This is a genomic window from Azospirillum brasilense (assembly GCF_005222205.1).
Taxonomy (GTDB): domain Bacteria; phylum Pseudomonadota; class Alphaproteobacteria; order Azospirillales; family Azospirillaceae; genus Azospirillum; species Azospirillum brasilense_G.
In genome coordinates this window covers 635,309-649,446 of sequence record NZ_CP032349.1, presented here as the reverse complement: position 1 = coordinate 649,446, position 14,138 = coordinate 635,309, and the positions used below count along the sequence as shown (strand labels likewise).

General features: G+C 69.6%; 16 protein-coding genes. 2 read left to right on the top strand and 14 right to left on the bottom strand.

From position 1 onward, the window contains the following. The first annotated feature begins 248 nt into the window (after positions 1-248). On the top strand, positions 249-923 hold the full coding sequence (locus D3869_RS32105) for a TerC family protein (protein WP_137143625.1): 675 nt from the start codon (positions 249-251) through the stop codon (positions 921-923). Between the two features lie 104 nt (positions 924-1,027). Here the strand turns inward: D3869_RS32105 and D3869_RS32100 are convergent, their stop codons facing one another. From D3869_RS32100 to D3869_RS32050, 11 genes are all read right to left on the bottom strand, one after another. Continuing rightward, the gene (locus tag D3869_RS32100; RefSeq protein ID WP_094302727.1) at positions 1,028-1,375 is read right to left on the bottom strand and encodes a RidA family protein; all 348 of its coding nucleotides are present in this window, start codon (positions 1,373-1,375) and stop codon (positions 1,028-1,030) included. 42 nt (positions 1,376-1,417) lie between these two features. Continuing rightward, entirely contained in the window at positions 1,418-2,197 is a 780-nt protein-coding gene (locus tag D3869_RS32095) for a transporter substrate-binding domain-containing protein (RefSeq protein WP_137143624.1), read from the bottom strand. A 35-nt stretch (positions 2,198-2,232) separates the two neighbouring features. After that, positions 2,233-2,595, bottom strand: coding sequence for a RidA family protein (locus tag D3869_RS32090; RefSeq protein WP_172428371.1), 363 nt, complete (start codon positions 2,593-2,595; stop codon positions 2,233-2,235). A gap of 38 nt (positions 2,596-2,633) precedes the next feature. Beyond that, positions 2,634-3,761: an NAD(P)/FAD-dependent oxidoreductase gene (locus D3869_RS32085; RefSeq protein ID WP_137143623.1), complete on the bottom strand. Its 1,128-nt coding sequence runs from the start codon at positions 3,759-3,761 to the stop codon at positions 2,634-2,636. Positions 3,762-3,778: 17 nt separating this feature from the next. Beyond that, positions 3,779-5,188, bottom strand: coding sequence for an NAD(P)/FAD-dependent oxidoreductase (locus D3869_RS32080; protein ID WP_137143669.1), 1,410 nt, complete (start codon positions 5,186-5,188; stop codon positions 3,779-3,781). 5 nt (positions 5,189-5,193) lie between these two features. Then, positions 5,194-5,490 (bottom strand): (2Fe-2S)-binding protein, encoded by a 297-nt coding sequence (locus D3869_RS32075; protein WP_035681439.1) that lies wholly within the window; start codon positions 5,488-5,490, stop codon positions 5,194-5,196. Beyond that, on the bottom strand, positions 5,471-6,604 hold the full coding sequence (locus tag D3869_RS32070; RefSeq protein ID WP_137143622.1) for an NAD(P)/FAD-dependent oxidoreductase: 1,134 nt from the start codon (positions 6,602-6,604) through the stop codon (positions 5,471-5,473). Before D3869_RS32070 ends, D3869_RS32075 begins: the two co-directional genes overlap by 20 nt. 8 nt (positions 6,605-6,612) lie before the next feature. Next, on the bottom strand, positions 6,613-7,413 hold the full coding sequence (locus D3869_RS32065) for an ABC transporter permease (protein ID WP_040137502.1): 801 nt from the start codon (positions 7,411-7,413) through the stop codon (positions 6,613-6,615). Continuing rightward, positions 7,410-8,312 (bottom strand): ABC transporter permease, encoded by a 903-nt coding sequence (locus D3869_RS32060; RefSeq protein ID WP_247896116.1) that lies wholly within the window; start codon positions 8,310-8,312, stop codon positions 7,410-7,412. The genes D3869_RS32065 and D3869_RS32060 overlap by 4 nt, the downstream gene beginning before the upstream one ends. A 26-nt stretch (positions 8,313-8,338) precedes the next feature. Beyond that, entirely contained in the window at positions 8,339-9,382 is a 1,044-nt protein-coding gene (locus D3869_RS32055) for an ABC transporter ATP-binding protein (protein WP_137143620.1), read from the bottom strand. A 67-nt stretch (positions 9,383-9,449) separates the two neighbouring features. Further along, complete coding sequence (locus D3869_RS32050; RefSeq protein ID WP_137143619.1) at positions 9,450-10,484, bottom strand: ABC transporter substrate-binding protein; 1,035 nt, start codon at positions 10,482-10,484, stop codon at positions 9,450-9,452. Positions 10,485-10,645: 161 nt separating this feature from the next. Here D3869_RS32050 and D3869_RS32045 point away from each other — a divergent pair, with 161 nt between their 5' ends. Then, a complete protein-coding gene (locus D3869_RS32045) occupies positions 10,646-11,551 on the top strand; it encodes a LysR substrate-binding domain-containing protein (RefSeq protein ID WP_137143618.1) in 906 nt (301 codons plus the stop codon). A 31-nt stretch (positions 11,552-11,582) separates the two neighbouring features. Here the strand turns inward: D3869_RS32045 and D3869_RS32040 are convergent, their stop codons facing one another. The 3 genes from D3869_RS32040 to D3869_RS32030 form a co-directional block, all read right to left on the bottom strand. Further along, positions 11,583-12,347, bottom strand: coding sequence for an amino acid ABC transporter ATP-binding protein (locus tag D3869_RS32040; protein ID WP_137143617.1), 765 nt, complete (start codon positions 12,345-12,347; stop codon positions 11,583-11,585). A gap of 53 nt (positions 12,348-12,400) precedes the next feature. After that, positions 12,401-13,063, bottom strand: a complete 663-nt coding sequence (locus D3869_RS32035; RefSeq protein ID WP_137143616.1) for an amino acid ABC transporter permease — start codon at positions 13,061-13,063, stop codon at positions 12,401-12,403. A gap of 107 nt (positions 13,064-13,170) precedes the next feature. Further along, on the bottom strand, positions 13,171-14,025 hold the full coding sequence (locus D3869_RS32030; RefSeq protein WP_137143615.1) for a transporter substrate-binding domain-containing protein: 855 nt from the start codon (positions 14,023-14,025) through the stop codon (positions 13,171-13,173). Between the last annotated feature and the right edge of the window lie 113 nt (positions 14,026-14,138).

Genomic DNA, 14,138 nt, shown 5'->3' with positions numbered 1-14,138 from the left:
GTGCCGCCCCACCCCACACAGGATCGCATGGCCGCCCCGGCGAAAGCGAAGTTGTGGTATCGGGTGCTTTGGTATAAAGACCGGCTTACCAGGCCGGGCCCCTCTGACAGTTCCCTGAACTGTGATGTCGGACTGGAGACATTCAGAGTGGCCCCCACCCGCCCGCCCCTGCCGGCAGCGTTTCTGCCCTGTGCCTGGTCCCGCCCGTGGGTGCTGCTCTCTTGCACTATGCTAGAGGAAGGCACCGCATGACCGATCTGTTCACAGCCGAAGCGCTCGCCGCGCTGCTCCAAGTCATCGCCATCGACCTCGTTCTGGCCGGCGACAACGCCATCGTGGTCGGTATGGCCGCCGCGGCGGTGCCGCTGGCCCAGCGCCGCAAGGTCATCTTCTGGGGGATCGCCGCCGCCATGGGGCTGCGCGTGTTCTTCGCCCTGATCACCACCCAGCTCCTCGCCATCATCGGCCTGACCCTGGCGGGCGGCGTCCTGCTGCTCTGGGTGTGCTGGAAGATGTTCCGCGAGTTGCGCAGCCATGGCGCCGACGAGATCGCCCCCGACGAGGCGATGGACGCGCCCGACCCCTCGGGCGGCACCGTCACCGCTGGTGTGGCGGGCAACGCCGCCGTCGCGGCGGCGGGAGCGACCACCTTCGGCGCGGCCATCTGGCAGATCGTCGTGGCCGACGTGTCGATGTCGCTCGACAACGTGCTGGCGGTGGCCGGTGCGGCCAAGGAACACCCGACCATCCTGGTGATCGGTCTGGTCCTGTCGGTCGTCCTGATGGGTGCCGCGGCCAACATGATCGCGCATGTGCTGCACAAGCACCGCTGGATCGGCTGGGTCGGCCTCGCCATCATCTCCTACGTCGCTCTCGACATGATCTGGCGCGGCAGCAACGAAGTCCTCCGCCACATGGCGTGAGGACATGGCGTGAGGCCGACCGCCGATCACGGTCGGGAACGTTGACCGGGGGCGCCCGCCGCACCATGACGGTGCCGGGCGCCCCCGTTCTTTTTTATCGGCCGTTAAACGGCCGCCGTCACCACGACCTCGATCAGGATCGACGGGTCGCCCAGGTCGGCGACGCCGATGGTGGCGCGGGCCGGCAGGTCGTCGCCGTTCAGCCATTCCAGCCACGCGGCGTTCATGGCGTCCTTGGCCTTCATGTCGGTGATGAAGAGCTGGGCGGACAGCAGCTTCGTCTTGTCGGTGCCGGCCATGGCGAGCACGGCGTCCAGCTTCTTGCAGATCTGGGCGGTCTGCTCCTGCATGCCGACGCTGACGTCGTCGGCGATGATGCCGCCGAGGAAGGCGATGCCGTTGCTGACGACGACGCGGTGCATGATCTTGGTCTTCTCAACGCGCTTGATCACGAGAACTCTCCCGGTTTTGGTTGGTATCGGTACGGTTGTTGGTCAGGGGGTGACGGTGAAGTCGACGTACTTGGCGGCGATGCGGGCCAGCGTGCCGTCCTGCACGACCGACGCGATGGCGGCGTCGAAGGCGGCCTTGAGGTCCGCGTCCTCCTTGCGCAGGCCGACGCCCACGCCGGGGCCGAACACCTCGGCGTCGACCAGCGGCTTGCCGACGAGCTGGAGCGACTTCGAGGCGTCGGCCTTCACCCAGTCGGACGCGGTGGCGCCGGTGGTGATGGCGGCGTCGATGCGCCCGCTCTTCAGGTCGGCCAGCAGATTCGACGCGGTGTCGTAGTTCTTCAGCGAGACGGTCTTGCCGAAGTGCTTCTCGACGTAGCGGTAATGGGTGGTCGAGGTCTGGGCGCCGACCGACTTGCCGGACAGGGTGGCCTCGGTTCCGTCGATGCCGCCGCCGGTGGCCGCCACGAAATAGGCCGGCACGACCATGTAGGGGACGGAGAAGGCGATGGCCTTCGCGCGCTCCGGCGTGATGTTCATCGTCGCCATGATCGCGTCGTAGCGGCGCGACAGCAGACCGGGGATGATGCCGTCCCAATCCTGGGCGACCAGGGTGCAGCGGCGCTTCATGCGCTCGCACAGCGCGTTGGCCAGCTCCACCTCCAGCCCGCCGAGTGTGCCGTCGGGGGCGGTCATGTTGAAGGGCGGGTAGGCGCCCTCCGTCGCGATGCGCAGGGGCGGGCCGTCGGCGCGCGAGTCCGAGGGGACGGCCGCCGCGAGGGCGCACAGGCCCATCGCCAGCCCGAGGGCCAGACGTTTCATGGAAAACTCCGGTTTGGTGGGTCGGCAAGGGCCGGTCAGAGAGCGGCGATCACCTGGATCTCGACCAGCAGGTCGGGGTCGGCGAGCCTGGCCTCGACGGTCGCGCGGGCCGGGGCGTTGGCGCGGTCCACCCAGGCGTCCCACGCCGCGTTCATCGCCGCGAAGCCGGCCATGTCGGCGAGATAGACGGTGGCGGTGAGCAGCCGGCTCTTGTCCGTGCCGGCGCGCTCCAGCAGAACGTCGATCTGGCGCAGCACGTCGCGGGTCTGCGCCGTCACGTCGTGGGTGACGCCGCCCATGGCCTCGAAATCGGCAATCTGGCCGCACAGATAGACGGTGCCGTTATGAACGACCATCTCGCTCATCCGCGGGCCGCAATCGAAACGCTGAATCGTCAAAACATGGATCTCCTGAAAAGGCCGCTCCGCCGGAGCGGTCACGCGGCGGCCGCCGTGTGGCGGAATCGCTGGATGCGGAAGGCGTCGATGGGCAGGTCGCTCGCCCCGCGGGTGATCAGGTCGGCGGTGATCCGCCCGACGATGGGGCCGAGCTGGAAGCCGTGGGCGGAGAAGCCGAAGGCGTGGAACACCCCCTCCTCCGTGCCGCTGGGGCCGATCACCGGGATGTCGTCGGGCATCCGCGCCTCGATCCCTGCCCAGGCGCGGACGATGGTGGCGCTGCGCATGATCGGGAAGAGGTCCCACACCGTGCGGGCGTTGGTGGTGACGTTGGCGAAGTCCAGGTCCGTCCGGTTCTCGTCGCGGTAGGCCCGGCCGAGCAGCCCGCCGCCGATCAGCACGGTCCCGTTGGGAAACTGCTTGAAGGACAGGGTGCGGCCCGTCGCCCCGACCACCGGCTTCAGGAAGGGCGGCACGCGGGCGGTGATCATCAGCATGGGCGCGATGACCTCCAGCGGCACCGGCTCGCCGAGCTGGGCGGCCAAGCGGTCGGCCCAGGCCCCGGCGCAGTTGACCAGCACCGGCGCCTCGTGCGCCACGCCGTCCGCCGTCTCCACCCGCCAATTGCGGCCCGAGCGGGCGACCCGCGCCACCGCCGCCCCCTCGTGGAAGCGGGCGCCCAGACTCTCCGCCTTGCGCTTGAAGGCGAAGGTCGTGCGGTAGGGGATGGCCGCCCCGTCCCGGCGCGACACCAGGGCGCCGAGGCAATGCTCCGCGATGGACGGGACGAGGCGGCGCAGCTCCGCCTGATCCACCACCTCCTCGTGCGTGAAGCCGAGTGCCGTGAGCTGAGCCGCCCGCTCCCGGCAGGACTCAAGCTCCGCCTCGGTCTCCGCGACCTTGAGCTGGCCGTGGCTTTCGAAGCCGCAATCGTCGTCCACGATGTCGCGGATGCCGTGCCACAGCGCCATGGAGGCGACGGACAGCGGCACCTCCGCGGCGTGGCGGCCGAGCTGGCGCACCCCGCCGGCGTTCACGCCGGAGGCGTGGCGGCCGATGTGGTCCTTCTCCAGCACCAGCGCCCGGACCCCGCGCATGGCGAGGTGCAGCGCGGTGGAGCAGCCGTGCAGGCCGCCCCCGACGATGATGACGTCCGGCTCCGACATGGCGTCCCCCTGCCCCGTCAGTGGTGCATCACGGCGGCCACCTCGTCCTCGGCCTTGGGCAGCGAGGCGAGTTCGGCCAGCGTGATCGGCTTCACCGGCGGGCGCAGCCGGTAATAGCCGACCTCCGCCGGGGAGACGCCGCGGGCGTCGGCGATGACCTCGACCACGGTCGGGCCGCACAGCCGCCCCTGGCACGGCCCCATGCCGCAGCGCAGGAAGGACTTGGTCTGGTTCGGCCCGCTGACGCCCAGCTTCACGGCGTCGCGCACCTGACCCGCCGTCACCTCCTCGCAGCGGCAGACGATGGTGTCGTCGGCGGGAACGCGGAACTCCTTGCCCGGCCGGTAGAGCGCGTCGAGGAAGTCGCGGCCGCGCAGCGCCCGGTCCAGCGCCTCGCGGTGCGGGGCGGCGTCGCGGTCGCGGGTGGCGCGGTCGATGGCGCCCAGCCGGTGCAGAGCGTCCAGCGCCGTCAGCCGGCCGCGGTGCTCCGCCGCCAACGCGCCTCCGATGCCGGCCCCGTCGCCGGCGATGGCGACGCCCTCCACCGACGTGGCCCCCCAGCCGTCGACGTCCGGCACCCAGCAGCGCTGCGCCTCGTCCCAGGACTGGGCGCAGCCGATGGCGTTGGCGAGGTTGATGTTGGGGATCACGCCATGGTGCAGCAGGAGCGTGTCGGCCGGAAGGCGCTGCTCCGCCCCGTCGCCCTGGCGATAGACGACCGTCTGCACGCGCCCGTCGCCCTCGGCGCGCAGGGCGGAGACGTTGCCGATCACCTTGACCTTGCGCCGGACCTCCAGCAGCAGCTTCAGCCCCTTGCCGACATAGCCTGAGCGGGCGAAGGCCGGCAGGTGCGGCATGGCCTGCCGCCAGTTCTCCCGCGGCGTGGTGTCGAGGATCGCGTCGATGCGCGCGCCGGCCCGCAGATACTGCCAGGCGAGCAGCCAGAGCAGCGGACCGCTGCCGGCCATGACCACGTTGCCCGAGGCGACGAGGCCGGAGGTCTTGAGCAGGATCTGCGCCGCCCCCGCCCCCATCACGCCCGGCAGCGTCCAGCCGGGGATCGGGAAGGGCCGCTCCAGCGCGCCGGTCGCCAGGATGACATGCCGCGCCGGCAGGATGCGCGCAGCACCATCGCGCGACAGGCCGATGTCGAGCGTGCGCGAGACGCTCCACACCGCGGTGCCGGGCAGGTAATCCGCGCCGCTGTCGCGGAACGGCCCGACCAGATCGGCGCCGTGCCAGTAGTCGGTCCCGAGGACGCTGGGATTCTTCACCGGCGAGCGGGTGATGGCGCGGTAGATCTGGCCGCCGGGGGCCGTCTGCTCGTCCAGCAGGACGGTGGACAGGCCGCGCTTGGCGGCCAGCGTGGCGGCGGCGAGGCCGGCCGGGCCGGCGCCGATCACCGCCAGATCGTAACGAGGCTTCAGGTCGGTCACCGGTCGATCTCCCGCTTGCCGTTCTGGGTCTCCACCCGCATGCCGGGGCGCACGCGGATCTGGCAGCCCTGCTGGTTGCCGGTGCCGTCGATGGTCACCAGACAGTCGAAGCACACGCCCATCATGCAGTAGGGGCCGCGCGGCGCGCCGGACACCGGGGTGGTGCGGCAGGCGCCGACCCCGTTGGCGATCAGGGCGGCGGCGACGCTGTCGCCGGACAGCGCCTCGGCCGGGCGGCCGTCGATGGTGAAGGAGACGCGCTCTCCGCCCGCGTCAGGCAACCGCTGGAACATGGAACCTCCGGGCGCTGAAGGCCGAGAATTCGTCGGGCAGGGTGCCGGCGGCGATGTGCGGCGCCAGCGCCAGCGCGTGGTTGGCGGCGAGCGTCACGCCACTGTGGCAGGTGGCGACGAAGGCGCCGGGCATGGTGGTGGACTGCTCGTAGATCGGGAAGCCGTCCGGGGTCAGCACGCGCAGCGCCGCCCAGGTCCGCACCACGTTCAGCTTGCCGAGCAGCGGGAAGATGCGCAGCGCGCGGTCGGCGATGGTCGAGGTGACGCCGTTGCGCACCGTGGTGTCGAGCCCGGCATCCTCGAAGCTGTCGCCGATCATGACCCCGCCCTCGTCGGTCTGGCGGATGAAGCCGACCGGGAAGTTCAGGAAGGGGGCGGTCTTCTCCGTCACGATGACGTGGCCGCGCTCCGGCCGCACCGGGGCGTCGAGCCCGACCATGGGGGCGAGACGGCGGGCGTCGTGGCCGGCGGCGATGACCACCTTGCCCGACCGCAGCTCGTCCCCCGAGGCGGTGACCATGCGGAATCCGCCGTCGCGCGGCTCGATCCGCTCCACCCGGTGGTGCGGCAGATAGGAGACCCCGGAGAGGCTCATCCCCGTGTGCAGCGCGCGCAGCAGCTTCAGCGAGTTGCAATGGCCGTCGAGCGGGCAGTAGCTCGCCCCGACCACGTCCTTGCCGATGAAGGGCATCTCCTTCGCCACGGCGGCGCGGTCCATCATCTCGTAGTCGTAGCGGACGACGTTCGGCTGGTTGTGCAGGCGGCGGAGCTGGCCGGCGCGCCGCTCCATCTCCTCCTCCGACAGCAGGGGCAGGAAGCCGCCCGGCCGGCGGTAGCATACGTCGATCCCGGTCTGCTCCTGAAGCCGCTCGGCGAAGCCGGTCCATGTGTCGGAGGACATCTTGGTCCAGCCGGCATATTCCGGCAGGCCCAGCCCCTTGCCCTGCACCCAGACCAGGGCGAAGTTGCCGCGCGACGGGCGGACGGCGACGTCCCCCTCGTCGAGGACGGCGACCGTCTGCCCCTGCTGGGCGAGGCCCCAGGCGATGGCCGACCCGACCAGCCCACCGCCGATCACGGCGACGTCGCAGTCGGACCTCGTTAACTCGGTCATGGTGACGCTCACTCCTGTCCGCGGCCGACCAGCAGCCGCTCAAGCCCGTAGAGCCGGTCGAGCACCAGCATCGCCGCCACCGTCATGAAGATCAGCGAGGCGGACACCGCGGCGACCAGCGGGTCGATGTTGTCCTGGATGTAGAGGAAGAGACGCACCGGCAGCGTCGTCGTCTCGGGCGAGGCGATGAAGACGGTCATCGTCACCTCGTCGAAGCTGTTGATGAAGGCCAGCACCCAGCCGCTCGCCACGCCCGGCAGGATCAGCGGCAGCGTCACCCGCCGGAAGGTCGTCCAGGAGGTGGCGCCGAGCGAGGCCGCGGCGTTCTCGATGGAGCGGTCCATGCCGGTGGAGGCCGCCAGGATCAGCCGCAGCGCGAAGGGCAGGATGATGACCACATGGCTCAGCACCAGCCCGGCGAAGGTCCCGCCCAGCCCGATCTGCGTGAAGAAGCGCAGGAAGGCGATGCCCAGCACGATGTGCGGCACCATCAGCGGCGACAGGAACAGCGCGGTGATCGCCTCGCGCCCGCGGAACTGGTGGCGGGCGATGGCCAGCGCCGCCGGGACCGAGAAGGCCACCGCGATGGTGGAGCTGACCGCCCCCAGCAGCAGGCTGTCGCGGAAGGCCCGCGCGAATTCCGGGTTGTCGCCGATGGCCTTGAACCAGCGCAGCGACAGCCCCTCGGTCGGCAGCGACAGATAGCCCTGCGAGGTGAAGGCGACCACGCAGACGACCAGGATCGGCGCCAGCAGGAAGGCCAGGAACAGCGTGTGGAAGACCAGGGCGACGGGGCCGTTGCGGTTCATTCGAACACCTGCTTGTAGCGACGTTCGACCAGCCGGTTGCAGCCGACGATGATCACGATGTTGGCGAGCAGCAGAAGGATCGCGATGGCGGCGCCCAGCGGCCAGTTCAGCGTGTTCAGGAACTCGTCGTAGGCCAGCGTCGCCGCCACCTTCAGCCGCCGCCCGCCGATGATCGCCGGGGTGGCGAAGGCGCTGGCGGCCAGCGCGAAGACGATGATCGAGCCCGACAGGATGCCCGGCACGACCTGCGGCAGCACCACCCGGCGCAGCACGGTGAAGGGCTTGGCCCCCAGCGACAGCGCGGCGTTCTCGACCTGCGGGTCCAGCCGCTGCAGCGACGCCCAGACCGACAGCACCATGAAGGGCACCAGCACATGGGTCAGGGCGATGATGACGCCGGTCTCGGTGTACATGAACTCGATCGGCGTCGCGATCAGCCCGACCGCCAGCAGCCCCGTGTTGATGATGCCGGTGGAGCCGAACAGCAGCGCCCAGCCGAGCGTGCGCGACACCACCGAGATCAGCAGCGGCCCCAGGACCACCAGCAGGCACAGGCCGCGCCAGGGCGACCGCATGCGGCGCAGGATGTAGGCCTCCGGCGCGCCGAGCACGGCGCAGAGCAGGGTCACCACCACGGCGATGCGGAAGGTGCGCAGGAAGATCTCGTGGAAATAGTCGTCGGTGACGATGTCGATGTAGTTGCCGAGCTGCCAGACGTCCTGGATGCCCGTGTAGAAACCGAAGCTGTTCAGCGACAGGAGCCCGGTCATGACCAGCGGCACCAGCAGCAGCACGGCGAACAGCGCCAGCGCCGGCAGGCTGAGCAGGTAGGGCGCCAGCGGGCGGCGCTCCGGCCGGTCCGGCAGAGCCGATTCCGGCGCCGCGTCCGAAGACTCCATCATGGATTTGTGAGCGTCCACGGCGGTCATACCTCACCCGCCATCACGCGCATGTCCTCCGCCCGCCAGCCGACCATGACCGGCTCGTTCTCCGCCGGCAGGGTCTGGCCGTCGTGCTGGCGGATCACCGTTAGGTCGCCGGCCTCTGTGCGGATGTCGAACAGCCATTGGGTGCCCTGGAAGACCCGCGCCCGGACGAGGCCCGGCACGCCGGCGCCGTCCACGAAGCGGACCTTCTCCGGCCGCACCGTCAGCAGGCCGGGGCCGTCCGGCAGCTCCGCCGCGACCGGCCACGCGGTGCCGGCCACGTCGATCCGCCGCCCGGCGCCGTCGCGGCGCACCGTGCCCTGGAGCAGGTTGGTGCGGCCGAGGAAGTTGGCGACGAAGGCGCTGGCCGGGTTGTCGTAGGCGTCCTGCGGGGCCGCGACTTGCTCGACCCGGCCCTTGTTCATGATGACCACCCGGTCGGACAGGGCCATCGCCTCCGCCTGGTCGTGGGTGACGAGGATCATGGTGGTGCCGACGCTGCGCTGGATGCGCCGCAGCTCGATCTGCATCTCCTCGCGCATCTTGGCGTCGAGGTTGGACAGCGGCTCGTCGAGCAGCAGCAGGCTCGGCTTGATGACCATGGCGCGGGCCAGCGCCACGCGCTGCTGCTGGCCGCCGGACATGCGCCGCGGGTAGCGGTCGCCGAAGGCCCCCAGCCCGACGAGCTGGAGCGCGTCGCGCACCATGCGGTCGCGGTCGGCGCGCGGGATGCCGCGCATCTCCAGCCCGAAGGCGACGTTCTCCGCCGCCGTCATGTGGGGGAACAGGGCGTAGCTCTGGAAGACGATGCCAAGCCCGCGCTCGTTGGGCTTCTTCGCCAGAAGGTCGGCGCCGTCCAGCGTGACGCGCCCGGCGCTGGGGTCGAGGAAGCCGGCGATCATCTGGAGCGTCGTGGTCTTGCCGCAGCCCGACGGGCCGAGCAGCGAGACCAGTTCCCCCTTCTCCACCGTCAGGGACAGGTTGTCGACGGCGACCCAGGGGCCGAACCGCTTGGTCAGCCGATCGAGGACAAGGTAAGGCATGGCGTCGTCTCCCACCAAGGAGCCTGGAAAACTCCGGCCCGCCGCGGGGGCGGGCCGGACGCGGCGGTCAGCGCTCGATCTCGCGGGTCCAGCGCTTGTTCCAGACCTCGCGGTTGGCGTTGATGGTGTCCCAGTCGACCACCAGCAGCTTGCCCATCTGCTCGGGGCCGTAGGGGATGCCCACCTGCTGGTCGGCGGTCAGGGTGACTGTCTTGTTCACCGGGCCGAAGCCGGCGCCGGTCGCCATCACGGTCTGCACCTCGGGCGACAGCATGTGCTGGATGAACTGCTGGGCTTCCGCCGCCTGCTTGCTGCCGGTGATGGCGCAGGCCGCCGAGGCCAGCACGATGCCGCCCTCCTTCGGGTAGACGAAGGCGGCGGGGAAGCCGGTGTCGGCCAGCGCCTTGGCGCGGCCCGAGCCCCAGACGGCGACGGTGGCCTGTCCGCTCTGGAACAGCTCGGTCATCTTGCCCGGCGACGGCTCGTAGGCGAGCACGTTCGGGTTCACCTTGTCCTTGAAGGCCTTGAAGCCGGGGTCGATGTTCTTCTCGCCGCCGCCATCGAGCCGCGCCATCATCACCAGCGCGTGCAGGCCGTAGCTGTTGTTGATCGGCGGGATGACCAGCTTCTTGCGGTACTTGGCGTCCTCGATGTCCTTCCAGGAGGCGGGGGCGGCCCAGCCGTTCTCGTCGAAGACCTTCTTGTTGTAGACGATGCCGGTGCCGACCGCGCCGACGCTGACCGCCTTGCCCGAGGGAATCTTCGCCAGATCGTAGAGGTCGTCGTAGACCGGCGCCTTGGCGATGTCGGCGCAGAAGCCCAGCGCCACCGCCTGGTACATCGGACCGTCGTCCAGGATCACCACGTCGATCTGCTGGTTGCCCTTCTGGGCCTGGAGCTTGGCGAGGTTGTCGGTGGAATTGCCGGCGACATACTCGACCTTCACGCCCGTCTTGCTCTCGAAGGCCGGGATGATGTCCTTGCGCATGGTCTGCTCGAAGGACCCGCCGTAGGCGGCGACATACAGGGTCTTCTGCTGCGCCTGCGCGACACCGCATCCCAGGGCGGCGGTTGCCATCAGGCCGTACACCAACGCTCGCATCTGTCCCTCTCCTGTTCTGGTTCGTTTCCCAGCGCTTGCGCGTTTTGTCGCACCCCCGGAGCGTCGCGCCCCGTCGGCATAATCGTCAAATCGAATTGTTGGCGGTGTCTATAAACGAATGTTATGCTGCAACGCATCTGACACCCTTGGACCGCTCTGGAATGCTCAATCCCCGCCAGATCGAGGCGTTCCGCGCCGTCATGCTGACCGGCGGAATCACCGCGGCGGCGGAGCTTCTGAACATCTCCCAGCCGGCGGTCAGCCGCCTGATCGCCGACCTGCAATACGCGCTGAAGCTGACGCTGTTCGAGCGGCGCGGCTCGCGCATCGCGCCGACCAGCGAGGCGATGTCGCTGTACCAGGAGGTGGAGCGGTCCTTCGTCGGGCTGGAGCGGATCGAGCAGGCGGCGCGCGACCTCCAGGAGCGGCGGGCGGGCACGCTGCGGGTGGCCGCCATGCCGGCGATGGCCATCGGCTTCCTGCCGCGCTTCGTCGCCCGCTTCCTTGAGGAGCGGCCGCGGGTGGACGTGTCGCTGTGGGGCAGCAGTTCCCCCCAGGTGCTCGATTGGGTGGCCGCCGGCCAATGCGAGCTGGGATTCGGCCAGTCGGCGGTGGAGCACGCGACGGTGCTGTGCGAGCGGATGCCGCGGGTGCGGGCGGTCGCCGTGGTGCCGAGCAACCACCCGCTGGCCGCGCGCAAGCGGCTCATCCCGGAGGATTTCGCGGGCGAGGCCTTCATCGCGCTCGGCGCCGCCACGCTGATGCGCTATTCCGTCGACGCGATGTTCGCCGAGCACGGCGTCGCCCGGACCATGCGGGTGGAGACGCAACTCACCATGATCGCCTGCGCCATGGTCGCCGCCGGGGCGGGAATCTCCATCGTCGACCCCTTCACGGCGCAGGAGTATGCGGGGCGCGGCGTCGCCATCCGCCCCTTCGAACCGGCCATCACCTTCGAAATGGTGGTGCTGCATTCGGCGCAGCGGTCGCTGTCCACCCTCGCGCAGGATTTCCTGGGGGGGTTCCGCGACGCCGTCGCCACCTTCCGCCTGCCCGAGCAGGAGTGAAACCGGGTCAGCCCTGGATTCAGCCCCGGATTCAGCCGCGTGTGTGGAAGTGGCTGAGGAAGGCGCGGGTGGCCTCCTGCTGCGGCCGGTCGATGACGTCGCGCGCCGGCCCCTCCTCCACGATCACGCCATCGCGCATGAAGATCACGCGGTCGGCGACCTCGCGGGCGAAGGCGATCTCATGGGTCACGATGATCATCGTCATGCCCTCGGCGGCGAGGTCGCGCATCACCCCCAGCACCTCCGACACCAGTTCCGGATCGAGGGCGGAGGTCGCCTCGTCGAACAGCATCACCTCCGGCTCCATGGCGAGCGCGCGGGCGATGGCGACGCGCTGCTTCTGCCCGCCGGACAGCCGGTCCGGGTAGGCGTCGGCCTTGTCGGCCAGCCCGACCTTGGCGAGCAGCCGGCGCCCGATCGCCTCGGCCTGCGCCTTCGGCATGTTCTTGGCGGAGACCGGCCCCTCCATCACGTTGCCGAGCACGGTCATGTGCGGGAACAGGTTGAAGTGCTGGAACACCATGCCGGTGTTGGAGCGGAACTTCGCCTGCGCCTTGGGCCGGGGCAGCGCCCTGCCCTTTTCGAAGTCGAAGGCGTCGTCGCCGATGCGGATGCGGCCGCCGTTCGGCACCACCAGCAGGTTGAGGCAGCGCAGCAGCGTGGACTTGCCCGACCCCGAAGGGCCGATCAGGGCGACAACGGCGCCGGGGTCGATCTTCAGGTTGATGTCGCGCAGGACGACCAGTTCGCCGAACTGCTTCCTCAGCCCGGCGACTTCGATCTTGGGGGTGTTCATGGAAAGGGGCCTCTCGCGTTGGATCGCCGGGGAAGCATCAGTGACCAGAACCTTCAATGACCCGTCTGGAGCTGCTTCTCGCCCCGCTTCACGATGGCCGTCAGGGGGACCAGCACGACGAAGTAGATCAGCGCGACGATCGTGTAGACCTCCAGCGGGCGGAAGGTGTCCGTCGCGGCGACCTGTCCCTGGTAGAGAAGGTCGGGCACCGCCACCACCGAGACCAGCGAGGTGTTCTTGAATTGGATGATCGACTGGTTCATCAGCGGCGGGATCATGCGCTTGACCGCCTGGGGCAGCACGATGCGCCGCATCACCTTGGCGGGCGTCAGTCCGAGCGCAAGCCCGGCCTCCGTCTGTCCCGCCTCGATGGAGACCACGCCGCCCCGGATCACCTCCGCGTAGAAGGACCCGCCGTAGAGCGACAGGGTGAGGACGGAGGCCGTCACCGCGTCGATCTGGATGCCGGTCAGCATCGGCAGCGCGTAGTAGAACCACAGAAGCTGCACCAGCAGGGGCGTGCAGCGGAACAGCTCGATGTAGGCCCAGGAGATCCAGCGCAGCACCGCGAAGCGCGAGAGCTGGGCCAGCCCGCCGACCAGCCCGAGCAGCAGGCCCAGCACGACAACGGCGGCCGTCAGGCCAATGGTGACCAGCGTGCCGTTGAGGAACAGCCAGCGGTATCCCCAGAGCATCTCGAAGTTGAAGGTGTACATGGCGGGCCTGCTTGCAAAACTTCGGAACGGCGGCCGAATCCCCGCGGGGCCGGCCGCCGTGCGCCATCGGAACCCAGGCCCTGTCGACAGATCCGTCGACAGGGCCTTTAAAAGGTGATGCCTTCGGGGATGTCGCTCATGGCGATGTCCACCTTGGCGAGGCTGTTCACCACCGCCTCGCGGATCAGGCCCAGGCCCTGGGCGTAGACGATCCAGGTGTTCACGAAGTCGCGCAGGGTCTTGTCCGGCTCGCGCCGCACCGCCGCGTTGGAGGTGGAACCGAAGACCGGGCGCGGCACCACCACCTTGCCCAGCGACGGGTCGCGCTTCACCGCGCGCACGCCGCCCATCCAGAAGATCGACTGGGCGTCGGCCCGGCCGCTGCGCACGGCCAGCGTCGCCTCGTCCAGCGACTTGAAGCGGATGATCTGGGCGTTCGGGCAGAGGCGGCTGGCCACCTGATCGTGTGCGGAACCGACGTCCACCGCGATCTTCACCTCCGGCTTGTTCATGTCGGCCCAGCTCTTCGGCTCGAAGCCCGGCTTGGCGATGACGACCAGGGCGCTGTTGTAGACCGGGACCGTGAAGTCGACGGCCAAGGCGCGTTTGGGCGTCGGGTTCATGCCGAACATGACGTCGATCTTGTTGGCCTGGAGGTCGAGGATGGCGTTGCCCCAGGTGGTCTCGACCACCTCGATGCCGACGTCCATGTCGGCGGCGAGCGCCGAGCCGATGTCCCAGAACTGGCCCGACCATTGGCCGGTCGTCTGGTCCTTCATGATCCAGGGGGCGCCGGTCGCCACGCCGCCGATGCGCAGCTTCTTGGCCTTCAGGACCCGGTCGAAGGAGCTGCCGCCCTCCTGCGCCGCGGCCGGGGCGATGCCCGCCGCCATGGTGGCCCCGAAAGCCCCGACCGCCGCGCCGGCGCCCAGAAACCCAGCCAGTTCCCTGCGATTCACCATGTCCGTCTCCCTTGTGGTCCGTCGGGCTGTCCGACCGGATGTGTCGTGACGTGTGTGTCTTTACGTGCGTTCAGGCCATTCCGTGTTCGTTGACCGGCCGCCGCCGCGGCTTC